23 protein-coding genes are annotated in these 24,702 nt (G+C 57.9%); 13 read left to right on the forward strand and 10 right to left on the reverse strand.

The genetic code is table 11. From position 1 onward, the window contains the following. Positions 1 to 100: 100 nt before the first annotated feature. A complete protein-coding gene (gene pnp / locus DJFAAGMI_RS13415; RefSeq protein ID WP_211457524.1) occupies positions 101 to 2,344 on the reverse strand; it encodes a polyribonucleotide nucleotidyltransferase in 2,244 nt (747 codons plus the stop codon). Positions 2,345 to 2,549: 205 nt separating this feature from the next. Continuing rightward, positions 2,550 to 2,816: a 30S ribosomal protein S15 gene (gene rpsO, locus DJFAAGMI_RS13420; protein ID WP_003057844.1), complete on the reverse strand. Its 267-nt coding sequence runs from the start codon at positions 2,814 to 2,816 to the stop codon at positions 2,550 to 2,552. Positions 2,817 to 3,051: 235 nt separating this feature from the next. Between rpsO and DJFAAGMI_RS25255 the strand changes: the two genes are divergently transcribed. The 9 genes from DJFAAGMI_RS25255 to DJFAAGMI_RS13460 all read left to right on the forward strand — a co-directional run bounded on the left by DJFAAGMI_RS25255 (position 3,052) and on the right by DJFAAGMI_RS13460 (position 12,931). Continuing rightward, positions 3,052 to 3,336 (forward strand): hypothetical protein, encoded by a 285-nt coding sequence (locus DJFAAGMI_RS25255; protein WP_419095613.1) that lies wholly within the window; start codon positions 3,052 to 3,054, stop codon positions 3,334 to 3,336. 145 nt (positions 3,337 to 3,481) lie between these two features. Next, a complete protein-coding gene (locus tag DJFAAGMI_RS13425; RefSeq protein WP_249334304.1) occupies positions 3,482 to 3,976 on the forward strand; it encodes a GspH/FimT family pseudopilin in 495 nt (164 codons plus the stop codon). After that, positions 3,967 to 4,575 carry a type IV pilus modification protein PilV gene (gene pilV, locus DJFAAGMI_RS13430; protein WP_211457526.1) on the forward strand — a complete coding sequence of 203 codons (609 nt, stop codon included), beginning with the start codon at positions 3,967 to 3,969 and terminating at the stop codon, positions 4,573 to 4,575. Before DJFAAGMI_RS13425 ends, pilV begins: the two co-directional genes overlap by 10 nt. A 14-nt stretch (positions 4,576 to 4,589) precedes the next feature. Then, on the forward strand, positions 4,590 to 5,444 hold the full coding sequence (locus tag DJFAAGMI_RS13435) for a PilW family protein (RefSeq protein ID WP_211457527.1): 855 nt from the start codon (positions 4,590 to 4,592) through the stop codon (positions 5,442 to 5,444). Positions 5,445 to 5,446: 2 nt separating this feature from the next. Further along, positions 5,447 to 6,190, forward strand: coding sequence for a pilus assembly PilX family protein (locus DJFAAGMI_RS13440; RefSeq protein ID WP_211457528.1), 744 nt, complete (start codon positions 5,447 to 5,449; stop codon positions 6,188 to 6,190). Position 6,191: 1 nt separating this feature from the next. Further along, the gene (locus DJFAAGMI_RS13445) at positions 6,192 to 9,578 is read left to right on the forward strand and encodes a pilus assembly protein (RefSeq protein ID WP_249334388.1); all 3,387 of its coding nucleotides are present in this window, start codon (positions 6,192 to 6,194) and stop codon (positions 9,576 to 9,578) included. 13 nt (positions 9,579 to 9,591) lie between these two features. Beyond that, the gene (locus DJFAAGMI_RS13450) at positions 9,592 to 10,035 is read left to right on the forward strand and encodes a type IV pilin protein (protein ID WP_249334305.1); all 444 of its coding nucleotides are present in this window, start codon (positions 9,592 to 9,594) and stop codon (positions 10,033 to 10,035) included. A 30-nt stretch (positions 10,036 to 10,065) separates the two neighbouring features. Then, positions 10,066 to 11,175, forward strand: coding sequence for a bifunctional diaminohydroxyphosphoribosylaminopyrimidine deaminase/5-amino-6-(5-phosphoribosylamino)uracil reductase RibD (gene ribD, locus DJFAAGMI_RS13455; protein WP_211457530.1), 1,110 nt, complete (start codon positions 10,066 to 10,068; stop codon positions 11,173 to 11,175). Positions 11,176 to 11,227: 52 nt separating this feature from the next. Further along, positions 11,228 to 12,931 carry a phospholipase D-like domain-containing protein gene (locus DJFAAGMI_RS13460; protein WP_211457531.1) on the forward strand — a complete coding sequence of 568 codons (1,704 nt, stop codon included), beginning with the start codon at positions 11,228 to 11,230 and terminating at the stop codon, positions 12,929 to 12,931. Here the strand turns inward: DJFAAGMI_RS13460 and DJFAAGMI_RS13465 are convergent. Beyond that, the gene (locus DJFAAGMI_RS13465) at positions 12,885 to 13,928 is read right to left on the reverse strand and encodes a tRNA dihydrouridine synthase (RefSeq protein ID WP_211457532.1); all 1,044 of its coding nucleotides are present in this window, start codon (positions 13,926 to 13,928) and stop codon (positions 12,885 to 12,887) included. The genes DJFAAGMI_RS13460 and DJFAAGMI_RS13465 overlap by 47 nt on opposite strands. 172 nt (positions 13,929 to 14,100) lie before the next feature. On the opposite strand from DJFAAGMI_RS13465, the gene DJFAAGMI_RS13470 reads away from it, so the two are divergent. After that, positions 14,101 to 14,715 (forward strand): hypothetical protein, encoded by a 615-nt coding sequence (locus tag DJFAAGMI_RS13470; RefSeq protein ID WP_211457533.1) that lies wholly within the window; start codon positions 14,101 to 14,103, stop codon positions 14,713 to 14,715. A 31-nt stretch (positions 14,716 to 14,746) separates the two neighbouring features. Here DJFAAGMI_RS13470 and DJFAAGMI_RS13475 read toward each other — a convergent pair whose 3' ends face one another. From DJFAAGMI_RS13475 to DJFAAGMI_RS13500, 6 genes are all read right to left on the reverse strand, one after another. Then, positions 14,747 to 15,961, reverse strand: coding sequence for a methyltransferase (locus DJFAAGMI_RS13475; RefSeq protein WP_211457534.1), 1,215 nt, complete (start codon positions 15,959 to 15,961; stop codon positions 14,747 to 14,749). 33 nt (positions 15,962 to 15,994) lie between these two features. Next, a complete protein-coding gene (locus DJFAAGMI_RS13480; RefSeq protein ID WP_034348967.1) occupies positions 15,995 to 16,519 on the reverse strand; it encodes a GNAT family N-acetyltransferase in 525 nt (174 codons plus the stop codon). Between the two features lie 267 nt (positions 16,520 to 16,786). Further along, positions 16,787 to 18,226: a coniferyl aldehyde dehydrogenase gene (locus DJFAAGMI_RS13485; RefSeq protein ID WP_211457535.1), complete on the reverse strand. Its 1,440-nt coding sequence runs from the start codon at positions 18,224 to 18,226 to the stop codon at positions 16,787 to 16,789. 180 nt (positions 18,227 to 18,406) lie between these two features. Continuing rightward, positions 18,407 to 18,763 carry a hypothetical protein gene (locus DJFAAGMI_RS13490; protein WP_211457536.1) on the reverse strand — a complete coding sequence of 119 codons (357 nt, stop codon included), beginning with the start codon at positions 18,761 to 18,763 and terminating at the stop codon, positions 18,407 to 18,409. Positions 18,764 to 18,792: 29 nt separating this feature from the next. After that, complete coding sequence (gene clpB / locus DJFAAGMI_RS13495; RefSeq protein ID WP_043006280.1) at positions 18,793 to 21,405, reverse strand: ATP-dependent chaperone ClpB; 2,613 nt, start codon at positions 21,403 to 21,405, stop codon at positions 18,793 to 18,795. A gap of 131 nt (positions 21,406 to 21,536) precedes the next feature. Further along, complete coding sequence (locus DJFAAGMI_RS13500; protein WP_249334307.1) at positions 21,537 to 22,355, reverse strand: helix-turn-helix domain-containing protein; 819 nt, start codon at positions 22,353 to 22,355, stop codon at positions 21,537 to 21,539. Positions 22,356 to 22,580: 225 nt separating this feature from the next. On the opposite strand from DJFAAGMI_RS13500, the gene DJFAAGMI_RS13505 reads away from it, so the two are divergent. Next, positions 22,581 to 23,474, forward strand: a complete 894-nt coding sequence (locus tag DJFAAGMI_RS13505) for a DMT family transporter (protein WP_211457537.1) — start codon at positions 22,581 to 22,583, stop codon at positions 23,472 to 23,474. A gap of 88 nt (positions 23,475 to 23,562) precedes the next feature. Here the strand turns inward: DJFAAGMI_RS13505 and DJFAAGMI_RS13510 are convergent, their stop codons facing one another. Next, entirely contained in the window at positions 23,563 to 24,021 is a 459-nt protein-coding gene (locus DJFAAGMI_RS13510) for a molybdenum cofactor biosynthesis protein MoaE (protein ID WP_211457538.1), read from the reverse strand. A 53-nt stretch (positions 24,022 to 24,074) separates the two neighbouring features. Here DJFAAGMI_RS13510 and DJFAAGMI_RS13515 point away from each other — a divergent pair, with 53 nt between their 5' ends. Both DJFAAGMI_RS13515 and DJFAAGMI_RS13520 read left to right on the forward strand, forming a co-directional pair. Next, positions 24,075 to 24,329 (forward strand): hypothetical protein, encoded by a 255-nt coding sequence (locus DJFAAGMI_RS13515; RefSeq protein WP_003057869.1) that lies wholly within the window; start codon positions 24,075 to 24,077, stop codon positions 24,327 to 24,329. A gap of 13 nt (positions 24,330 to 24,342) precedes the next feature. Further along, positions 24,343 to 24,669: a hypothetical protein gene (locus DJFAAGMI_RS13520; RefSeq protein WP_211457539.1), complete on the forward strand. Its 327-nt coding sequence runs from the start codon at positions 24,343 to 24,345 to the stop codon at positions 24,667 to 24,669. The last annotated feature ends 33 nt before the right edge of the window (positions 24,670 to 24,702 follow it).

Consider the following 24,702-nt stretch of genomic DNA (forward strand, 5'->3'; position numbering starts at 1 on the left):
CTCAAACGCTTATGCAGAAAGCGCTGACAGCTACAAAATCAGGATCAGCCAGCAAACGACAAAACAGGAGACCACCTCACGACGGCCTCCTGCTCAGCCATTACTGCTGCTGCTGTTGCTGCTCGTCAGCGGCTGCGCGGTTCTCGCGCGGCTCGCGGTTTTCGCGGGGTTCGCGATTCTGACGAGGAGCACGTTCGCGGTACTCGCGATCGCCACGGGGTTCACGCGGCTCGCGCTCGGGCATGCCGGCGGGACGCTCGGTCAGCGCCTTCATGGACAGCTTGACGCGACCCTTGTCGTCGGTTTCCAGAACCTTGACCTTGACCACCTGACCTTCCTGCAGGTAGTCAGTGACCTTTTCCACGCGCTCGTGAGCGATCTGGCTGATATGCAGCAGACCGTCCTTGCCGGGCAGCAGATTGACCAGGGCACCGAATTCCAGGATCTTGACGATGGGGCCTTCGTAGATCTTGCCGATCTCGACTTCGGCCGTGATCTGCTCGATGCGCAGCTTGGCAGCTTCAGCCTTGGCGCCGTCGGTGGCGGCAATGGTGATGGTGCCGTCTTCCTCGATGTTGATCTGGGTGCCGGTCTCTTCGGTCAGCGCACGGATGGTGGCGCCGCCCTTGCCGATCACGTCACGGATCTTCTCGGGGTTGATCTTCATGGTGTAGAGCTTGGGCGCGAAGCTGGAGACTTCGGTCTTGGCTTCGCCCATGGCTTCCTGCATCTTGCCCAGGATGTGCATGCGCGCTTCCTTGGCCTGAGCCAGGGCAACCTGCATGATTTCCTTGGTAATGCCCTGGATCTTGATGTCCATCTGCAGGGCGGTGATGCCGTTGGTGGTACCGGCCACCTTGAAGTCCATGTCACCCAGGTGATCTTCGTCACCCAGGATGTCGGTCAGCACGGCGAACTTGTTGTCTTCCTTGATCAGACCCATGGCGATACCGGCCACATGCGCCTTCATGGGCACGCCGGCGTCCATCATGGACAGGCAGCCGCCGCAGACCGAAGCCATGGACGAGGAGCCGTTGGACTCGGTGATTTCCGACACCACGCGGATGGTGTAGGGGAATTCTTCCTTGGTCGGCAGGCAAGCGGCCAGAGCGCGCTTGGCCAGACGGCCGTGGCCGATTTCACGGCGCTTGGTCGAGCCCATGCGGCCCACTTCGCCGGTGGCAAAGGGAGGCATGTTGTAGTGGAACAGGAAGCGGTCTTCGAACTCGCCAGCCAGTGCGTCGATCTTCTGAGCGTCGCGCTCGGTACCCAGCGTAGAGATCACCAGGGCCTGGGTTTCACCACGCGTGAACAGCGCGGAACCGTGAGTACGGGGCAGCACGGAGTTACGGATCTCGATGGGGCGCACGGTACGGGTGTCGCGGCCGTCGATACGGGGCTCGCCCGCCAGGATCTGCGAACGCACGATGCCGGCTTCGATGTCGAACAGCATGCCTTCAACCTTGACGCCGTCGAACGCCACGCCTTGCTCGGTCAAGGCGGCCTTGACGTCGGCGTAGGCAGTGCGGCAAGCCAGGGTACGCACCTGCTTGTTACGCTCCTGGTAAGCGGCGCGCAGCTTGGCTTCGCCCAGCTCGACCACCTTGGCGATCAGCGCTTCGTCCTTGGCCGGAGCAGTCCAGTCCCATGCGGGCTTGCCGCCTTCGCGCACCAGGTCATGGATGGCGTCGATGGCGATCTTGCCTTGCTCGTGGCCGAACACCACGGCGCCCAGCATCACTTCTTCAGGCAGCTGCAGAGCTTCGGACTCCACCATCAGCACGGCGGATTCGGTGCCGGCAACGACCAGATCCATCTGCGAATCCTTGCGCTGGGTCTGACCGGGGTTCAGCACGTATTCGCCGTTGATGTAACCCACGCGGGCTGCACCAATAGGACCGTTGAAAGGCAGGCCCGACACTGCCAGGGCAGCGGAGACAGCAATCATGGCAGCGATGTCGGCGTCGACTTCGGGATTCAACGAGATGGTGTGGATGACCACATGCACGTCGTTGTAGAAGCCTTCGGGGAACAGGGGACGGATGGGACGGTCGATCAGACGCGAGGTCAGCGTCTCCAGCTCGGAAGGCTTGGCTTCGCGCTTGAAGAAGCTGCCGGGGATCTTGCCGGCGGCATAAGTCTTCTCGATGTAGTCAACGGTCAGGGGAAAGAAGTCCTGGCCGGCCTTGGCGATCTTGGAACCCACGACAGTGGCCAGCACCACGGTGTCGTCGATGTTGACCAGCACGGCGCCGGAGGCCTGACGGGCGATTTCGCCGGTTTCCATGGTGACCGTATGCTGGCCCCACTGGAAGGTCTTGGTAACTTTGTTGAACATGGTCATATTGACTCCTTTATGAATAGCTGGATGCGCTTATCCAGTCTTGATTTGGAGTGCAAACAGAACACGATGCCATTCCAGTGCTGCGCTATGCGCTACAAATAATGCAGCATTGGAATGACACAGCTTCGCTCTGTTTTGCGAACTCCGAAGTAAAAAACGCCTGAGCTAGGCAATCTAACTCAGGCGTTTCGATCTTTCACCGTGCTTACTTGCGCAGGCCCAGCTTGGCGATCAGTGCTGTGTAGCGGTCAGCGTCCTTGGACTTCAGGTAGTCCAGCAGCTTGCGGCGACGGCTCACCATGCGCAGCAGACCGCGACGACCGTGGTGGTCCTTGGCGTTAGCCTTGAAGTGGGGAGTCAGTTCGTTGATGCGAGCTGTCAGCAGAGCCACTTGCACTTCGGGGCTACCAGTGTCGTTTTCGGAACGGGCATTGGCCTTGACAACTTCAGCCTTCTTATCGGCAGCGATCATTTTGTTTTCCTTAGGATTTGGCACTCGACGAGGAGCACCTTGGTTACTTGCGCCAAGACTGGAAAGGCCTCAGCGTGCGTCTTGCACCATGCAAAACCTGGTGATTATATCAAGAGGCGATTTATTCCCGATGCAACCGCAGGGCAAGCCTTTGGACCAAGGCAGGCAAACCCGCTTGTCCATGCATGAGGCTGACCCGGACAATGCGCCCATCCACTCCAGACAAGGACGCGCCATGGCCAGATTTCTGAGACGCCGTTCGCTTGCCCAGCTCTGCACCGCAGCCCTGGCAGCCGTCGCATTCGCCAACCTGCCAGCGCTCGCCGCCAATGCATCCGGTGAGCGCAGCCACAAGGCAGCCAAGAAGCAAAGCGGCAAGGTCAAGATTCAGAACATCCGCAGCAGCTCGGAGGAGACCACCGCCGAACGCGACAGGCGGCTGTACCGGGAATGCCAGGGAAGGCCTAACTCCGGGGCATGCGCGGGATTTACACAGAGACCACCACCCGGAAGGCGCTGATAGGCACCGCAGGTCTAGCAAAATCAACCGTCAGTCCCGCCCATGGTTACAAAGTGCTGCATCTATCTACCATGCAAGCATGCACCTTTCTTCGTATTTTTCAGGTCAGCCCCCCCGCCTACGAAGGCAAGCCCATGGCTTTACCTTGATCGAGCTGTTGACCGTGATTGCCGTGCTGGCCGTGCTTACCGCAGTTGTCGCACCCAGTTTTACACCCATGATTCAGCGATGGAATGTCAAATCGACTACTGAAAGCATGGTGAGCACATTGTATTTGGCCCGCACAGAAGCCATAAAACGCGGCGGGGGGGTCACCATAAAGAAAACCCCAAATAATACCGATGGCTGTACGGTCGCCAGCACCAACGAAGACTGGGGATGCGGCTGGAGCATTTTTTATGCTGACTCGGCAGGAAACTCAATTAGCATAAAAAATATACCCCCGCCAAAGGGGATAGAAGTAACAGTAAAAAGCAGTAGTGGAACTATCTCTTTAGATCGCTGGGGAAAGATGAGCGGAATTAACGCAAAAGGCATATACATACTTCCTGCAGGAGGAAACTTAAATCCACCCGCTCAAGGCATATGCACAAGTTCCGGGGGAAGAATTCAAGTAATCGGGGACCCTCCATGCGCTTGAATAAACAAAATGGCTTCACCTTACTTGAGTCATTAATAGCAATCCTATTAACGGCACTTGGAATATTAGGCATATTGGGTGTTCAGATGCGCACGCTTTCCAATACGCAAGATACCATGCGAAGAACTCAAAGCATTCGCTTGGTCAATGATTTAAGTGAAAGAATAAAGAATCAAACCAGCGGCATCGCCAATTCCAGCCAATACACCATCACCTGGACAGACCTTACTCAATCAATTACAGCGCCATCGGTGGACTGCTCCTCGAGTGGAGCCTCTTGTACAGCTACACAGCTCGCCGCTTACGACAAATACATTTGGCTAAATTCAGCAAAGAATGCGCTCCCACTGGGGAAAGCAAGGATTTTCGCCACCGCCGATGGGAAGTCTCTAGGAGTGATGCTTGCCTGGCGCTCCAATGAAGATGCTGCAGGGGTTTCTTCATCAACCAGCGCCACGGACTCGACCGGCACAGCCGTTCAATGCCCAAAGATCGATGCCAATAACTCGCAGAGCCCTTATATGAGTTGCCATCTGCAATATATCAGCCTTGATGAACGCTGCCAAACCGTTGCCTCTACAGCCTACTGCTCACAATAGTTACCAATATTGATATGCAGAAAGATCCTCATTCCTTTAGGACCTCCAATCGCCTGCAACAGCAAGGCGTGACTCTTATTGAGTTGATGGTAGGTATTGCAATTGGACTTCTAACTGTCGCAGTTGCAATTGGCGCATTGCTGGCTTCAAAAAATGCAAGCATATCCACCAGCGACAGCACAACAATGCAGCAGCAAGCGGCTTATGCATTTCGTGTGATTGGACAACAGATTCGACAAGCAGGCAGTCTCTCTTTGGAGCCATCCACCAGCTATCTGGAGTCAGCATACTTTCGGAATAACCTAGCTATAGCAAGCTATCCGCCTATCTCAGGAAAGGACAGCCCCGGAAGCAATGAATACAAATTAACTGTCACTTATCAAAATGCTCCGATTGATAAAATTTATCCACTTGCAGCAGACGGAACTGCAAGCACAGGCTCCTTGCTAAGAAACTGCCTGGGAGAAAATCCGTCAAGCTCTCCACCAGAGGCTCTTCAAAGTGCATTCAAGCTGGACAGCAATATTCTGTATTGTGCCGGCACAAGCTCCAAACAACCTATTATTGGAGGCTCCCAGACAAGCGACATCAAGGTCAAGGATTTCGTTGTTCGCTATGTAAGTCAGCAAGGCTATACCAATCCGACTTTCGCTTACTCTAATGCATCTGCATTCACTGACAATACGGCTTGGTCAAAAGTTCAGTCAGTAGAGGTGTGTATTGAACTGGAAGGATCCGACAGCATTGACACTGTGGGCAGCAACTATATCAACTGCAGCAATGAAACGGTATCCCGTGGAAATCGCTTACGCATGGTATTCAGAAACACTTTCCGTTCTCGCAGCCATGCCTGGCCAACAAGCAGCTAAATATGAAGACACCAAACAAAAATCTGCAACAGGGAGCCGCTCTCTATATTGTTGTAATTTTTATTCTACTTTCCATGCTCGTTGCTCTATGGGCTTCTCGTTCAGCAATTTTCAATGAATTGGTAGCTGGCAATGATGCCGATTACCAAAGAGCCATGGAATCCGCACAAGCCATGGTTCAGGATGCTCAGGATGATATATACCGACATCTTTACGACAGCACAAAAACTTCACTAAGAACGGGTAGTACACAGCAGTTCCCTGGAAGCCAGGATGTTTTTTTTGGACCGTGGAGTGACAGCCTCGCAGCTCAAACCAATCAATGCAAGAATGCCATCTGCCTGAGGCGAACCATCGCAGAGGATTTCTGGAATGACCCCAGTACCTTGCAAGCCATGCTTAGCCTAGGAGCGAGATATGGCCAATTTTCAGGCGCCAACCAAAGTGGCTCGGAAACAATTACACCGCCCAATCCAATTTTGGCATTGACCGATGCCAATAAGGGAGCGTGGTACTGGATAGAGCCAATGCCATACGGGACACTTGGATTAAATCCCGGCGGAAATATCGGAAAAATAGTGCAAGGCACAGCAACGCCGGCGACAAACGCAGAAATGATTTTCAGAATTACAGCCCTGGCCTTTGGCATCAAGGGATCGAGCAGCAGCACTGATTTTAGCGACCATTCCCCTACCATGGCCGTAATCCAGACAGTCATCTCCATGCCTGTGATTAAAGGTGAATAATATGAAAAGAAAAATAATTATCAAGAACCTCGCCTATTCTTTGGCAGCCGCAGGTCTTGCCACGCATATTTACACAAATGCAGCGCCACTTAATTTTGCGACATACCCTGCAGGCAGTGCAAGCATAGAACCGGCACCCAATGTCATCATTTCGGTTGACGACTCTGGAAGTATGGGCGATTCTGGCATTAGTGCACTCAAAACTGCACTAAAGGATACATTTGCAGCAAGCAATATTCCCGACAAAAGACTCCGTATTGCATGGCAATCCATGAATCGATGCAATGGCATCCCTAGCAACAGCACATCTTGTGGCAGCAGGAATTCCATGAAAGTTCTGGAGGGCACACATCGCACCAATTTCTTGACTTGGGTGGATACGCTTACTGCAAAGGATGGAACTCCATCTCATCAGATGGTAAGAAATGCCGGAGATTATTTAAAAAATACACCGTTGAATAGTGATTCCCCGTGGGCAGAAGTGCCCGGAACCCGGTTGGGCAATGTACTCTCTTGCCGGAAATCCTTCCATATTTTCATGACGGATGGTGGCTGGAACAGCTCCACCAGCAACACAAATACAAATATTGATGGAGACAGAAACCTTACGGGCTACAAGACAATATCCCCGGGTAATATTGACGGAACAAATGCAACATTTGCAGATCAAAAATCGTACGTAGCAAGCTCCACTCAAACAAAAATATACTCAGACTTGTGGGGGTCAACCAGTCAAACCTGCTCCAACAGAACCAGTTGCTCGACAGATGGCATAAATACCTTAGCCGATCTTTCATTTTATTATTGGGCAACCGACCTGAGAGACGATATCCCAAATCAAGTCAAACCAATCATAAAAAAAAGTGGCTCAGAAATATTCAAGAACTCCAGAAATCAGAATATTGAAATTGAAGAATACTGGAATCCAAAGAATAATCCAGCAACATGGCAAAGCTTAACGACATATACCATTGGATTTAATAGCGCAGCGACCTGGACAGGCACCCCGACCTGGGGAGGAGACACCTTCTCAGGCGATTACAGCAAATTGATTACAGGAGATTTATCTTGGCCAAGCCCGCTCTGCAAATCCGATAACACACCTTCCGACACCGGGACATTTTCTTGCGATGGTGTTTACAACAGAACCTCCGGGTACAACGCAAACGAAAATAATAGAAAAAAAGAGTTATGGCATATGGCCATCAATGGGCGCGGAAAGTTCATTCCTGCCTCGACCAGTGACGATCTAAAAAATGCGTTCAAGGACATTGTTAGCAATATTATTGAAGACACGTCCCAACCCCTAACGGGCTATGCAAGCTCATCGAGCTCCATCAGCACGCAGGATGCCAAGCTCTATACAGCAACCTACGACGCAAGTGGATGGAAAGGAGCTATTTATTCCCAGATTGCGGCAACGGATACGGGAGTCCTTTCCGCAAACTCAGCTTGGGGAAACAATATAAACAACCGCCTACCTACCACGGCAGACAAGCTTGATGCCCGTACAGGTCAGATAGCAAGTAGATTGGTATTGACAACCAATGGCAGCAGCGGTATCAGCTTTAACTACGCAAACCTATCGGATGCACAGAAATCCAGCTTGACCACGTCTCTGGGAGCCAATGCGACAACCGCAAACAAAACAAGCCTTGGAACAGCCATAGCGGATTTCATACGTGGAGATATCACCAACAATGGCGGGACTGTTCAGAATTTCAATTTCAGGACACGTAACTCCATTCAAGGCGACATCGTCAACTCGGCTATATGGTATACGGGTTCTCCAAGTCAAGGCTACAATCAATCAGGATACTCCGCATTTGCAGCGCGCTATAAAACACGGATACCCATGCTTTATGTCGGCGGAAATGACGGAATGCTGCATGGATTTTCCGCAATAGATGGCCAAGAGAAGATTTCCTATATCCCAGAAGGAATAATAGCCAGACTTCCGCAGCTCGCCAACAGCTCTTATACACACCAATATTATGTAGATGGCTCCGCATTCACCGGTGACATTGTCGTCAATTCCACGAGTTCGGATTTGGCCGATCGATGGCGCACCATGCTTGTTGGAAGCCTTGGCGCAGGCGGAAAAGGCTATTTTGTTCTCGATGTAACCCAGCCCGGCTCCACCGTCAACAATGGATATGCCAGTAACTTCTCAACGGCAAATGCGGGAAGTATCGTTGTCCTGGATAAAACTGCGACAACGGATGCAGATATTGGATATATTTTCAGCACTCCAGTCGTGAGTGAGTACAGCCCTCAGATTTCGACGCAAATTGTCAAAATGAACAATGACCGATGGGCTGTTGTCATGGGCAATGGCATTAATAGCGCCAATGAACGCCCTGTTCTACTGGTCCAGTATCTTGACGGGCAAAAGGAACTGGTAAAAATCACCGCTGCATCATCAGGAGCCAATGCCAGCAGCAATGGTCTCTCCGCTCCTCGTCTGGTTGATTTGAATGGCGACGGTACGCCTGACATCATTTATGCAGGAGATCTTAGAGGAAATCTGTGGAAATTTGATCTTTCTAGTTCAAATCCGCAAAACTGGGGGATTGCATTTTCAGGCCAGCCACTTTTTACAGCAAGCTATACAGCCAATAACGCGACCACCTTGCAGCCCATCACTACAGCACCACTGGTTAGAGTCAGCGAAAGCACGGCAGGACTCATGGTCGCCTTTGGCACTGGAATAAATGTGACCGAAGGTGATAGAACAGACGCATCTGTCCAAAGCTTCTATTCTGTAATTGACAATACACGGTATAAGCTATGCGCGGCCGATCAAACATCATGCACGGCCGGAAAGGTAATTATCGATACCAATGCAGCAACCCCGACTGTAGTAGCAAAGTCAAATCTGGTTGCACGAACATTCTCAAACACCGCAACAGCAGGCACCGGAAATAGCCAAGGTCAAAATTTCTGGGGTATGGGAACTCAATCCGAACTCAATTATCTCAACAGCAAGGGTTGGTATTTTAATTTCCCGGAAACTGGTGAGCGAGTTCTTAGGAATCCAAAATTTTATTCGGCAGCAAGCAACATCATAGATATTCTTTCAGATGTACCAGCCTCCGGCGGAAATGTAGAAGGGGAAACATGCGAGCCAACCTCCACTCCAGCCAAAGCATGGCGCAGCCTTTTAGGTATCGAATTCGGGCTTAAGCCAACTCAGCAACTTCTGGATACCAATGGAGATGGTCTTTATAATAGCGCCGATGGTGGAACGAATAGAACCTCATCCTCTTCGCGCGAAATATCTTTAGGCACTCGGGCGGGAAAGATTAACATTGGCACTCAGCAAACCTCTAATACAGGAAAGCTTAGCAACCCAGTAACCTCCCTTAACTGGCGACAGCTTCAGTAAGGAATTACTCTCAATGAACTACATAAAAAAACAAAATGGTTTCACCCTCATCGAATTGATGATTACGGTTGCCGTCATAGGGATTCTGGCTGCAATTGCTTACCCGAGTTATGGCGAATACACGCGACGAGGATTTAGAAACGAGGCCAAAGCAGGCTTGCAGCAAGCGGCCTTATGGATGGAGCGTGCGGCAACCGCCAACGGCATCTACCCAATCACCAGTGACAGCACGCAGAAGACAGCCATGGACAAGATGCTGGCCCAGTACAGCACCAGCAGGTATACCTTTAGCTTTGCGAGCTCCAGCACATCGGCCTATGTCATTCAAGCAGCCCCCCAAGGAGGACAAGCCGTTGACAAATGCAAGACTCTTACCTTGAATCAATCAGGCGTTACCGGTGCCAACAGCAAAGTACAGGGAGACACAGGCTACAACACCGACTGCTGGGGCAAGTAAGCCCGACGCCTCTGCATTACCATCCTGGGCATGACACCCTCTGCCCATTTCATGAACAAGGCGCTTGAGCAGGCTGCTCAGGCGCTTTTTCTTTCCTCACCCAATCCGCGCGTCGGCTGCGTGATCGTCGATGCCTCGGACCGCATCATCGGCCAGGGCTTTACCCAGCAGGCCGGCGGCCCGCACGCCGAGGTGATGGCATTGCGTGATGCGGCTTCCAAAGGAAACGATGTGCGCGGCGCCACGGCCTATGTGACGCTGGAGCCCTGCTCGCACCATGGCCGCACCGGCCCCTGCTGCGACGCATTGATCGCAGCCGGCATCGGCAAGGTGGTGGGTGCGCTGACGGACCCCAATCCGCAGGTGGCCGGCCAGGGTTTCGAGCGGCTGCGCGCTGCAGGTGTTGAAGTGGAGATCGGCCCCGACGGAGCCGAATCACGTGAGCTCAATATCGGCTTTTTCAGCCGCATGATTCGCGGCACGCCCTGGGTGCGCATGAAGGCAGCCAGCTCGCTGGATGGCGTCACGGCCTTGCACAATGGCCAAAGCCAGTGGATCACCTCGGCGGCCGCCCGGGCCGACGGACATGCCTGGCGTGCCCGTGCCTGCACGATTCTGACCGGTATAGGCACGGTGCTCGAAGACAATCCGCGCCTAAATGTGCGGGATGTAGACACGCCGCGGCAGCCACGCATTGCCGTGGTGGACAGCAAGCTGGACATCCCGCTGGATGCTCATGTTTTGAAAGCACCTAACGGTTGCCTTATATACACCTGCAGCACAAATCAATCCAAGATCGAGCAATTGCAGGCGCTAGGCGCTACGGTTATTGATATGCCGAACGCAGCGGGCAAGGTGGATCTGGCGGCCATGCTGCGGGATCTGGCCCAGCGCGGCACGAATGAGCTGCATGTGGAAGCGGGCTTCAAACTCAACGGCTCCCTGATTCGCGAAGGCCTGGTCGATGAGCTTCTCTTCTATCAAGCCCCCAAACTACTGGGCACGGGAGCCATGGGTATTGCCAACTTCGGCCCGCTCGACAGCCTGGACCAGGGCCTGCCACTGGTGTTCCATGATGTCGCCCGCCTGGGACCAGACCTGCGCATTGTTGCCAGAGTCCAGGGACGAGAGCAGTTCTAGCGCAGTCTGTGTCCGACATGTGAACTCGGTCATCATGGGTTACAAAGCAGCAATGACGGCTTCTATCTCCACATCGTCACGACTGCAACCATCAGGGCCGCAAACGCATCTGGCGCTGCTTGCCGGCGCTATTGCAGCGATGTTGCTCACGGGTTGCGCGGCGTCGCTACCCAAGGATGTGGAGCGCCCCGTCAGCACGGCACTGAGCCAGCCTCAGAACACCGAGTTGGGCGTGTTCGTCTCTCAGGCTCGCCCGACCAAGGCAAAGCCAGATGCCTCGGCGTTTGCCTTGATCTCCGGCCCCAAGCATGCGCTCAGCAGCCGCATGGCGCTGGTGGAAAACGCACAGAAGACGCTGGATCTGCAGTACTACGCCATCCATGCAGACCAAAGCACCGGGCGACTGCTACGCGCCGTAGTCCAGGCTGCCAGGCGCGGTGTGCGTGTACGCGTGCTGCTGGACGACTTCCACAGCACCGGGCCGGATGCGCAGGTCATGCGCCTGGCTTTTGTGCCCAATGTGGAGATGCGCATGTTCAATCCGCTGGCCGGCTCGCGCGCCTCCACCATCGGCCGGGCCTGGACGCTGCTGACCGACTTTCAGCGTGCGCAGCAGCGCATGCACAACAAGCTGTTCGTGGCCGACAACACCCTGGCCGTGATTGGCGGACGCAATCTGGGCGACGCCTACTTCGACGCCTCCAATGTGGGCAATTTTGTCGATCTCGATGTCCTGGCCGCCGGCCCCGTCGTCAAAGACCTGTCGCTCAGTTTTGACCGCTACTGGAACAATGTGCGCGCCTACCCCGTGCAGTCGCTGATCAGCGAGCCGGACCTGCTCAAACTCAAGACACAGTTCGACCAGGAAGACGCCAGCAGCAAGACCGAACCAGCCCAGGGCGCCAACGCCCCCGAAGACAGCTCCCTGAATCTGAGCCAGGTCCCGTGGATCTGGGCCCAGGCCATGGTGCTGGCAGATAGCCCCACCAAGATCCCCGTCGAAGGCGCGGAACGCTCTGCCGCCAGCGAGCCCGTCGGGGCAGCCTTGCTCAAGACCGACGAAGCCTCCAGTCCGCCCCCCTCAGCCACACCGGCGCTGAATGCCGAATCGGTGGTCGACGGTCTGCTGGCCCTGATCCGCTCCGCCAGGCAGGACTTGCTGGTGGTTTCGCCCTATTTCGTGCCGGGGCAGGAGATCATGGATGCCTTTCGCACCGCACGCAGCAAAGGTGTCCGCATCCGGGTACTGACCAATTCGCTGGCCTCCAACGATGCGCCGCTGGCCCATGCCGGCTATGCGCGCCATCGCAAGGCCCTGCTGGAGATGGGCATCGAGCTCTACGAAATGCGCAGCGAAGCCGCCAATGTACGCTCGGCATTGCGCGCAGGCACCACGGGCTCCAGCGGGGGCAGCGCCGGGGCTTCGCGGGCCATGCTGCACACCAAGCTGCTGGTCATAGACGGGCGTCTGGTCGCCGTGGGCTCCATGAATCTGGACATGCGCTCACAGCTGCAAAATACCGAGATCGCCGTGCTGATCGCCAGCCGCCGATTCAGCCAGCTGGCCGGCGACAGCATCGACGAAAGCCTGCCCGAAAACAGCTGGCGCCTGGATCTGGACCCCAAGGGAAAGCTGGTCTGGCGTGCCCCCCAGGAAAGCGGGCTAGCGGACTCCTACTCGGAGCCCGATGCCAGCCTCGGACTGCGCCTCATGCTGCAGCTGCTCGGGCCTCTGGCTCCGGACAGTCTGCTGTAGACACGGACTGCGGCCAGGCCCATTCCTGCTGCAAATCGCGCAGCGGCAGCGCCTGCACCCAATCGCTGATGGCGCGTTGATCGGTCTGGGTGCGCACTTCCTGATAGGCCAGCTCGGCTTCGGGAAAGCGTCTGCGCATGAGATTGAGCCATTGCTTGAGGCGGCCCGCACGCTGGCGCGGCTCCAGATCCTCGCAGACCATATGCCAGAAACGCTGCACCTGTGGCACCAGCTCAAGCCAATCAATGCCCGCCGCCACCGTGCCACTGCCCTGCTCCACAGCGCGGCGCACCGCCAGTGCCAGACCGGGGTCGGCCACAATGCCGCGTCCCAGCATCAGGTCGTCGCAGCCCGAGACTTCGCGGCAGCGCAAGGCCTCCTCCACGGTCCAGATCTCGCCATTGGCCACCACATTCACGCCCACCGCCTCGCGGATGCGCGGAATTTCCTCCCAGTAGGCCGGGGGGCGATAGCCATCCAGCTTGGTGCGTGCATGGACGACTATTTCGCAGGCTCCGCCGCTTTCCATGGCCTGGGCGCACTCGGTCATCAGCGCCCGGTCGTTGAAACCCAGCCTCATCTTGGCCGATACCGGCAGCTGCGCCGGAACCGCCTTGCGCACGGCTTCGACCACGCGGGCAATCTGCATGGGGTCCTGCAGCAGCGATGCACCACCGCCATGGCGGTTGACGACCTTGGCCGGGCAGCCGAAATTCAGATCGATGCCCTCGGGCCCCAGACGTGCCAGATTGGCCGCGTTTTCGGCCATGCTGACGGGATCGGAACCCAGCAACTGCGCCCGCACCGGCACTCCGGCCAGCGTCCGGCTGCCGTTACGCAGCTCTGGCATGGTGCGCAGATAGACCTTGTCCGGCAGCAGCGAGCCGCTGATGCGAATGAACTCGGACACGCAGCGATCCGCGCCGCCCACCCGGGTCAGCACATCGCGCAGCACAAAATCCAGCAGCCCTTCCATGGGCGCGAGCAGCAGTCTCATTTCAGATTCAAATCAGATTGACCTACAGCGCTTATTCAGAAAACGCCAGCAGCTATTAATTCAGAAGCAATTGGCAAGCTTGGACAGTAATGACTGGCCGATCCACTGCGAATTGGCGCAGATTCACACCAGTGTCATCGTCAGCTCATGCAATAGCGCATCCGCACTTGTAATGCGCCAGACAGAACCAGCCATGATTTTGCAGAAAACCGCCAAGGCCCAGGAGGAACTTCAGCCCGGATCGCGCCAGCTGCCGCAGCGCGCGCGCTCCCTGCTGTTGCTGGCCGGCGGCAAGAGCATGGAAGAACTTGCCACCATGCTGGGCAGCGATCATGCCGCACTGGCCCAGCAATTGGTGGAGCAGGGATATCTTCAGCTGGTGGCTTCATCCAGCGCCCCCAGGGAGCGCGGCATGGCCCTCCACCCAGCGGCGGCTCTCGCCACCCTTGGCGCAAGCCCTGCCGCGCCGGCCCTGGCACCAGCCGAGCAAACCGCCAGCGCGTTGCCGGCCATCAATATGGCAGGCACGCGCATGTATTTATTCGATATGTGCGAGCGCCTGTTTGCCAACCGTCATGAGGCACTGGCCCAGACATTGCGCACCCAGCTGCGCGAAGCCAGAGACCTGAGCAGCCTGCGCAGTGCCGGCCTCAGCCTGCTGACAGCGGTAGAGGAATATGCCGGCGAAGAGCGCGCCCAGTCGCTGCGCGAAAGGCTGGCCGCCCTGCTGGCGCATGGCGAGTCCGCCGATCCGTCGAGCCAGGAACTGCAAGGCGCGATGGCCTAACTTTCTGGCGGCCGACGGACGACGCCCGCGGTCAAGCGGCAGCAGCCAGACGCCAGAGCGAGGTCACTTCGGCCGCGCGCGCAGTGTGCAAGGGGTCCTCACGGTCCTGCACCTTGCCATGATGCGGGCGAACGTCATCGCGGCCCAGTACCTTGAGGCCGGCCACTTCAATCCAGCCCAGCAACTCATCACGCGTACGCAACTTCAGATGCTCGGCCAGGTCCGATAGGATGAGCCAGCCTTCGCCACCCGGCAGCAGGTGTGCTGCCAGCCCTTGCAGAAAGCCGCGCAACATGCGGCTGTCTTCGTCATAAATGGCCTGATCGAGCACCGATGCTGCCTTGCCCGGCAGCCAGGGCGGGTTGCAGACAATCAGGCCTGCCTGTCCTTGCGCAAACAGATCGGCACGCTGCAGCTCCACCCGGGAAGCATGACCCAGACGCTGCAGATTCTCGGTGGCACAGGCCAGCGCACGCTCGCTGGTATCGGTGGCAACCACCGACTTCACGCCGCGCTTGAGCAGCAATGCCGAGAGCACGCCCGTACCGACACCGATATCCCAGGCCTGTTGCAGACCGGCAGCGGGAATGCTCGCACGCGCCACCAGATCGAGATACTCGCCGCGCACGGGCGAGAAAACACCGTAGTGCGCATGAATGCGGGCGCCATCCAGGGTGGGAATCTCCACCCCCTTCTTGCGCCATTCATGGGCGCCGACCACACCCAGCAGATCGCGCAGCGGCACCAGTACGGACTGCGCAGGTGCTTCGGCCGCAACGGCGCCCCAGGCCTCGGAGCAGGCCAGGCTCCAGTCCGGAGCCCGGCGCAAGGCGCAATGCCATTGCACATCCAGCTCGATCAGAATGCTGCCCAGCATGCGTGCGCGCTGGGCCTGGGACTGGCGGTACAGATGAAACGCGTGGGGAAAGCCTGCCGCAGCAGGGCCCTTTGCCGGGCTCTTGCGGCGCGACTTCTTGTCCAGCCGACGGCCCAGTGCCAGCAACAGCTGGCGCGCATTCTGAAAATCACCGCGCCACAGCAGCGACGCACCTTCGCTGATATGGCGAAACGCCGTATCAGCGGGCATGGTGTCATCGGCAACTTCGATGCGGCGGGGCTTGGGCAGGCTGCTTTCGCTGCGCCACAAGGCCGTATGGGCCTGGACTTGCTCCTGCCATTGCAGCAGGTCGAAAGCAGATGCGGGAGCGCAGACTGAGGCCGCGAGCTTGCTATTGGGAGACGTCACGGCCTGTCTTTCAGTGAGGGTTGAACGCTGTGATCAGCCGTTCAGAGGGCGCTTGACGCGCACTTCTTCAATCTTGATGCTGCCAATCACAGCCGTCTTGGCCGTGGACATTTCACGCTTGAAACCTGCCATTTCATGGAAACGCAGGGCACGCTCGTTGCGCAGCGGAATCCAGGCTGTCACATTGGTGCAGCCTTCTTCCAGCAGACCATCTCGGGCGGCATCCCACAGGGCAACGCCAACACCTTGATTCCAGTGCGAAGGGGCTGCATAGATAGCCCAGATCTCGCCGGTGGTCTGGCGGGACTTTTCATCACGGGAGCGGTCAAAGCCGACAAAGCCAACGATCTTGTCGCCGTCAATGGCGACCTGGACCTGTGGCTCACAGTATTCAATAGCTTCGCGCCAGTAAGCCTGGCGCTTTTCAACCGAGGACATGGCCTTCAGTTGATCATCGGGAACCAGACCTCGATAAGCCTCCAGTGCGGAAGCAGTATGGATCTGGGCAATCGCTTTTGCATCGCGAAGAGTAGCGGGACGGACCTGGATACTAGACATGGAAAAACCGGGGCGGAAACATGTAAGAATAGAAGGGCGTAATTGTCTACAGATTCAGAGTTTTGGCACGCGGTGCAGTGGTTAGCCATTTGCTCAACTGCGGCTGTTCGCTATTTCTTGCTATGGCGCAATCTATGTGCTATGCGCTCCACTAAGCAGAGCAGCAAGCCCGCAACCATCAATGGTTTGCGTCACATTTGATGACAATATGGCAAGCGCTCACCACAGCATGCAAGCGCTCAGTCCCTGAATCGCAGTCAAGGAAATTCAGAGCCAGCGCCGCATGAATTCCATCACCCGGTCGAATTTCTCCCCGAATGGCGGGTACAGCAGGGACGTCGCCGCCCAGCGTGACTGCACGAAAACTGCCTTCTGGTGCACAAAGCGCAAAAAGCCCTGCTCTGCGTGATAGGCACCCCAGCCGCTGTCGCCGACACCGCCGAAGGGCAGGTTCTCATGCGCCACATGCAGCAAGGTGTCGTTCACACAGACGCCTCCGCTGACGGTGCGCGTCAGCACCGCATCGCGCTCGGCCTCGCCATTGCCGAACCAGTACAGCGCCAGCGGGCGCGGGCTGGCGTTGATGGCATTGATCACGTCCTCGATATGCTCGTACGAGATCACGGGCAGGATGGGGCCGAAGATTTCCTCCTGCATCAGCTGCATCTCGCCCGTGGCGCCAAACACCAGCGCCGGAGCGAACTGGCGCTCCACCGCCTCGCCCCAGGCCGTGGTGTCGCCATCGACCGCGGGGGCTGCGGCCTCATGCATCCAGTGCACCTGCGCTCCCAGGCTTTGCGCCTGACGCAGCATCTGCTTGAGCCGGGCCAGATGGCGCTTGCTGATGATGGCCGTGTAGTCCGGGTTGCCCGAGATGCGCGGGTACAGCCGCTGCACCGCCGCCTGGTAGGCCTCGGCAAACTCCTGCTCCTTGCCGCGCGGCAGCAACACATAGTCGGGAGCGATGCAGGTCTGCCCGGCATTGACCAGCTTGCCGTAGGCCACCTTGAGCGCAGCGGCCTGCATATCGCAGTCCTGCGCAATGATGCAGGGAGACTTGCCCCCGAGCTCCAGCGTGGTGGGCGTCAGGTGCACGGCCGCTGCCTGCGCCACACGCCGCCCCACGGCCGTGGAGCCGGTGAACAGCAGATGGTCAAACTGCAGGCCCGAGAACTGCGTGGCCACGGCCACATCACCCTCGATCACGCAGAACTCTTCGGGTGCGAAGAACTGGGCGACCAGCTCGGACATTTTGGCCGAGGTATGCGGTGTCAGCTCGCTGGGCTTGAGCATCACGCGATTGCCCGCCGCCAGCGCCGTGATGGCCGGCGCCAGCGATAGCTGCAGCGGATAGTTCCAGGGCGAAATGATGCCCACCACGCCCAGAGGCTGGCGCTCCACCCAGGCCTTGCCGGGCTGCAGCATCAGCGGCGTGCGCACGCGCTGGCGCTTGCTCCATCTGGGCAGGTGCTTGAGCGTGTGCCTGAGCATATTGCGCACCAGCATCAGATCCAGCATCTCGGTCCAGCGCTCGGAGCGCACGCCAAAGTCCTGCTCCACCGCCGCGCACAAGGCAGGACCGTTCTGGTCCAGCAGCTTCTGCAGACGCAGCAGCCTCTCCCGGCGCACCAGCAAAGGTACATCGACCTGCGTGCGGCTGGCTTGGTACTGCAAGTCAAAAATGCGGTGCAAGTCCATGTAGTTCATGCCTGTCTGAAAATCCCAAGATCACAATCCCGACCATACCGCGAGACTGCGTAAACACAGCGTAAAAAAAGAGCCTGATGCAACACTGCACAGGCTCTTGTGTGTTGACCGCGAAACCAGCCTGCGGCCCTTTGCTGCCTCACTGGCTCCAAAGTATGAAGCCTGCGCAAGCGCTTGTCATCACGACTCGTGCACCTCACGCGGCTGCACATCGGTCACATCGCCGGTACCGGGCAGAACGCCGCGGCGCCCGCGGGTTTCACGCCCATCCTTCTTGGCATCGGCATTGCCCGACGATTGCGCCATCCACTCGGCTCCCGAGCGGTACACCGTCTGCCAACCGGCAAAAGGACTCATGGAACCCATGCTCATGGGCACCACGGGCTGGCCCGTGAGTCTGGCCCACAGGGCGCGCACGCCCCAGGCCAGGGCGATGAGACAGGCCACGGCCATCAGGCACAGGAAGAACACCAGGCCCACCAGCATCAGCATGATGCGGACGGCCCAACGGGTTGCAGTGGCGGCGAAATCGTTCAAAGCAATACCTCTTTCTAGGGTTCGGGACCTCAGGCAGTGCCTGCGGACTCGAACCGGAACACCCCGGGATCATTCACCGGGTCGACTGTCACAGCTATCGTACTCTTGGGCGGGAACTTTCCTTCGAGTAACAACTTGGACAGCGGGTTTTCAATACGCTGCTGGATGGCGCGCTTGAGCGGACGGGCACCAAACACGGGATCGAAGCCCACCTTGGCCAGCTCGGCCAGGGCCTGCTCGGACACCTGCATGCTCAGTTCCATCTTCTGCAGACGGCTTTCCAGCAACTTCAACTGAATCCTGGCAATCGCCTCGATGTTCTTGGCATCCAGTGCATGGAAGACCACGGTTTCATCGATACGGTTCAAGAATTCGGGTCGGAAATGGTTTTTAAGTTCCCCCCAGACCGCTTCCTTCACATCATCGGCATCCTCGCCAACCATGGCCTGTATCAGATGCGAGCCGATATTGCTGGTCATCACGATCACGGTGTTCTTGAAGTCCACCGTGCGCCCCTGGCCGTCGGTCAATCGACCATCGTCCAGAACCTGAAGCAACACATTGAAGACATCGGGGTGGGCTTTTTCCACCTCGTCCAGCAGCAGCACGCTATAGGGCTTGCGGCGCACGGCTTCCGTCAGGTAGCCGCCCTCTTCATAACCCACATAGCCGGGAGGCGCACCGATCAAGCGTGCCACAGAGTGCTTTTCCATGAACTCACTCATGTCAATGCGCACCAGATGGTCCTCGCTGTCGAACAGGAATCCTGCCAACGCCTTGCACAGCTCGGTCTTGCCCACGCCCGTGGGGCCCAGGAACAGGAAGGAGCCGGTGGGGCGGTTGGGATCTGACAGGCCCGAACGCGAGCGCCGGATGGCATTGGCCACAGCCGAGATCGCCTCCTCCTGGCCCACCACACGCTCGTGCAGCTTGTCTTCCATGTGCAGCAGCTTGTCTTTTTCGCCCTGCATCATCTTGGCCACGGGGATGCCCGTGGCGCGGCTCACCACCTCGGCAATCTCTTCGGCTCCGACCTGGGTCCGCAGCAGCTTGTTGGCCGGCGCGCCATCCTGGCCTTCTTCCTTGGCCTGGGCCTCATGCAGCTGCTTTTCGAGTGCGGGCAGCTTGCCGTACTGCAGCTCGGCCACCTTGTTGAAATCGCCCTTGCGCTTGAACTCCTCGATCTGAATACGCAGCTGATCCACTTCCTTACGGATCTGCTCCGAGCCCAGTGCGCTGGCTTTCTCGGCCTTCCAGATTTCCTCGAGGTCGGCGTACTCGCGCTCCAGGCTCTCCAGCTCTTCCTCGATCAGCTGCAGACGCTTTTGCGAAGCCTCGTCCTTTTCGCGCTTCATGGCTTCGCGCTCGATCTTGAGCTGAATCATGCGGCGCTCGAGCTTGTCCATCACCTCGGGCTTGGAGTCCATTTCGATCTTGATCTTGGCCGCAGCCTCGTCGATCAGGTCGATAGCCTTGTCAGGCAGAAAGCGGTCGGTGATGTAGCGATGGCTCAGCTCCGCAGCGGCAACGATGGCGGGGTCGGTGATATCGACGTTGTGATGCGCCTCGTACTTCACCTGCAAGCCGCGCAGAATGGCAATCGTGTCCTCCACCGAAGGCTCATCCACAATGACCTTCTGGAAGCGGCGCTCCAGCGCTGCATCCTTTTCGATGTATTTGCGGTATTCATCGAGCGTGGTCGCACCCACGCAATGCAGCTCGCCGCGCGCCAGTGCGGGCTTGAGCATGTTGCCGGCGTCCATGGCGCCATCGGCCTTGCCGGCACCCACCATGGTGTGGATTTCGTCGATGAAAAGAATGATGCGGCCTTCGTCCTGTGCGATTTCCTTAAGCACGGATTTGAGGCGCTCCTCGAAGTCGCCGCGGTACTTGGCACCAGCCAGCAGACCGGCCATGTCCAGCGACAGCACGCGCTTGTTCTGCAGGCTCTCGGGCACTTCGCCGGCCACGATGCGCTGGGCCAGGCCTTCGACAATGGCAGTCTTGCCCACGCCGGGCTCGCCGATGAGCACGGGGTTGTTCTTGCTGCGGCGCTGCAGCACCTGGATGGCGCGGCGGATTTCATCGTCGCGGCCAATCACCGGGTCCAGCTTGCCGCTGCGGGCACGCTCGGTCAGGTCCAGCGTGTATTTCTTGAGCGCTTCGCGCTGGCCTTCGGCTTCCGCACTGTCCACGTTCTGACCTCCTCGCACGGCATTGATGGCCGCTTCCAGGCTGGACTTGCTCACGCCGCTTTGCTTGAGCAAGGCACCGGCACGCGTGGCCGAGCCTGCGGCATCGGCCAGCGCCAGCAGAAACAGCTCGCTGGCGATGAACTGGTCACCGCGCTTGAGGGCTTCTTTCTCCGAGGCCTGCAGCAGACGGGCCAGCTCGGAGCCGACCTGCACATCGCCTTGCTGCTGCACGCGCGGCAGATCAGCCATGGCCTGTTCTGCCAGGTTCTTGAGTTGTTGCACATTGCCGCCGGCGCGCTGCAGCAGTGCACGCGGGCCGTCGTCCTGGCGCAGCATGGCCACCAGCAGGTGCAGAGGGTCGATGGTGGATTGATCAGCACCGAGCGCCAGGGACTGCGCGTCGGCCAAGGCTTCTTGGAATTTGGTCGTCAGTTTGTCAATTCGCATGGTTTGTCGCTTTCGCTCCAATCAGATTCATTGCCATTTATCTGATAGTCAAACAGGGGGTTTCAAGACCCGAATGCGCAAAAAACAGCAAAAAGCAGATCCGCAACCGCCCTGCTTGCGGTATATCAAGTTCAAGCATCGCGCCAGCACCGAGCCAGTTGCGTAGGAGTAAGCCCATAGTGCTTGCGAAAACTGCGCAGCAAATGACTGGCATTGGCAAACCCCGTTTCGGCGGCCAGCCATGCAAGCTGCGGCGTGCGTCCTCTTGCACCGCCTGCGCTGCCCTGCAGGCGGGCGCAGACCTGCTGCAGACGCCGCTGCATGACCCAGTCATGCACGGTGCAACCCATGCTTTGATGGAACATACGGGCAAAGTGATATTCGGACAAGGCCACGACCTGCGCCAGCGCAGGCAAGCTCAGGGCTTTGCTGTCGGCCAGATGAGCCTCCACATAGTCAAGCACCTTGCGCCGGGCCGTGGATGACAGGCCACCCAACGGTTTCAGCAGCTTGTGCCGCTGCCAAGGCGCCGCCGATTGCAGCACCAGCCGGTCCAGCACTTGCTGGCTCAGGCAGTCCGCCTGCCATATGTCGTGAGCCTCACTCCAGTCCAATCGCCACAGCGCCTGCGACCATTGCGCATAGATTGGATCCTGGGAATAAATCTGCGGTGTCAGCGTAATGCTGCGCGGCTCGGCATCCAGCAGGCGCACCACACGGTCGGCCCAGGCAATATCAGAGACATACAGGTGCAGAAACTGCACGGGCTCACGCACCAGCCAGCGCGATTCATGCTCGGCAGGGAGAACGCAAAAGCGCCCTGCTTCGCCCCGAGCCAGTGCATCGTCCTTGAGTTGCGATCCCCGACCTCCGGCCAGATAGACAGACAGCGTGTGATGGCCTTGCTGGCGGTAGTGCACCTCATCATCGTGATTGGTCCAGATTGCCAATTCCAGCGACTGACTCAAACCCGCTCGGCGCCTGATCCGGGCGCGTGACCGAGCCAGTACATGACTCAGATGCAATGGGGCGGATACAGCGCTGGCGGGCATGCCTGCATTGTGGCGCCTGCCATCTGGCCGCGCTTGCTGCAGCGCCACAAAACCGCAGGAATGTGCAATGCAGAGCCAATCCAGGCGCGCAAGATCTGGTTCTTCCAAGCACCAAGACTTGCCATGCTTTTACCTCTTTACGCCCTGGTCGTGCTGATCTGGGGCTCCACCTGGATCGCTCTCAAGATGCAGCTGGGCAGCGTACCCGTAGAGCTGTCCATCGCCTACCGCTTTGGTCTTGCCTCCCTGGTGCTTTTTGCCTGGCTGCTGCTGACCCGCCAGTGGCGCGTCCCCCGCGGCGCAGCCATTCCACGCGTGCTGGGCCAGGGACTATGCCTGTTCAGCCTGAACTTTGTCTGCTTCATGCACGCCAGCGAGACACTGACCAGCGGTCTGGCTGCCGTGGTGTTCTCCAGTGCCAGCATCTGGAATGCATTTCTGGCGCGAGTCATCCATGGCCGCAGGCTTGCACCCAATGTGCTCGCAGGCAGCGCTCTGGGCCTGACGGGTCTGGTGATTCTGTTCTGGCCAGAGCTGCAACAAGGTCAGCACGCCAGCTGGCAAGGTCTGTTGTGGGCGCTGGGTGGAACGCTGTGCTTTTCCTGCGGGAACATGCTTTCTGCATCGCTGCAGGGCCTGGGCTACAAGCCGCTGCACACCAATGCCTGGGGCATGCTGGCCGGCACGCTGCTGCTGGTGGCGTATGCACTGATCGCCGGTCTGCCCTGGCACTTTGACACCAGCCCGCAATATGCAAGCGCACTGCTGTATCTGGCCATTCCCGGCTCGGTGATTGCCTTTACTGCCTACCTCACATTGGTGGGTCGACTGGGCCCCGAGAAAGCCGCTTATGCCACGGTGCTGTTCCCCATAGTGGCGCTCAATATCTCGGCCATGGTGGAAGGCTATGAATGGACTGCTGTGGGACTGCTGGGCCTGGCCCTGGTGATGGCCGGCAATGTGCTGGTCTTCAAACCACCCCGCTGGCTGCAGCCGAGCGATCTACAAAAAGCATAGCATCTACCGCTCTTATTTACTTCGCCTCAGATGATTTTCCAACTGAAACTCAATGAATAAATGCGAAAGCAGCTATCAATTCATAGAATTATTGCCATCGCGCCAATGCCTGCTCGTCGCTGACACGCGCATCCACCCAGCGAGCGCCCTGCCCGGTCTGCTCTTTCTTCCAGAACGGCGCTTCGGACTTCAGATAGTCCATGATGTATTCGCAGGCCTCGAAGGATTTGCCGCGGTGGGCGCTGGTCACGGCCACCAGCACGATCTGCTCCATGGGCTGCAGCAGGCCGATACGGTGAATCACGCGCGCGCCATAGATGCCAAAGCGCGCCACGGCCTTGTCGATGATGGCTTCGATCGACTTCTCGGTCATGCCGGGATAATGCTCGAGCTCCATGCTGGAGACGGCATCGCCCTCGTTGCGGTCGCGCACTGTGCCGACAAAGCTGCAGACGGCGCCCACGCGTGCATCGCCGGCGCGCAAGGCGGCAATCTCGGCCGAGAGGTCAAAGTCCTGGGTCTGAATGGATACACGTGAGGCAGTCATGCCTGCATTGTCGCAGGCCAGCATGGGCATGTCCGGCGCATTAGCATTGCGCCATGGCCACACAAACCATCAATCTGCCGGAGTACACGCTGTACCCATCTCCGCGCAACGAGCACCGGATGATCTTCGAGTTCCAGCTCTTTGTGCCCTATCCCTACGAGCTGATCCATCTGCCCGACTACAACTTCAAGGGCAAGGCCACGCTGTTTGCCGCCCACCGCAAGCGCGACAACAAATCGGGCCAGCTCATTACCTGCGAGCTGGCCGTGGACATCGAGCGTTTCGAACGCCTGTTCGAACCGAGCTAAAGGTCGAGGCTCTATGGACGACACCAGCCAGATTCAGCCGCCGCCCAGCTTTGCCGAGCTGTTTCGCACACGCAGCGGCAAGCTTTCCGCCCCGATTGCCGAGGTCGTCGCACGCTATGAGCTATGCGAAGACCTGGCAAGCCATCTGACCGAGCAGGCACAGACGCTTTATCACTCGGGCAACTCCTCCGAAGAACAGGTGCTGCTGGGCATGCATGCGGGCCTGGCCGCGGAGGGCTCGGTCGTCACGGCGCTTGAGGCGGGCTGGATCGTGCAGCGTCTGGCCGAGCTGCTGGAATGGCGTGCACCGCAGTTCTCCGCTCCTGCAGACCGGGCCTGAAAGCCCGGGCGAAACCGGTTTCTAGCGCTTTAG

This window comes from Comamonas brasiliensis, assembly GCF_018292285.1.
Lineage (GTDB): Bacteria > Pseudomonadota > Gammaproteobacteria > Burkholderiales > Burkholderiaceae_C > Comamonas > Comamonas brasiliensis.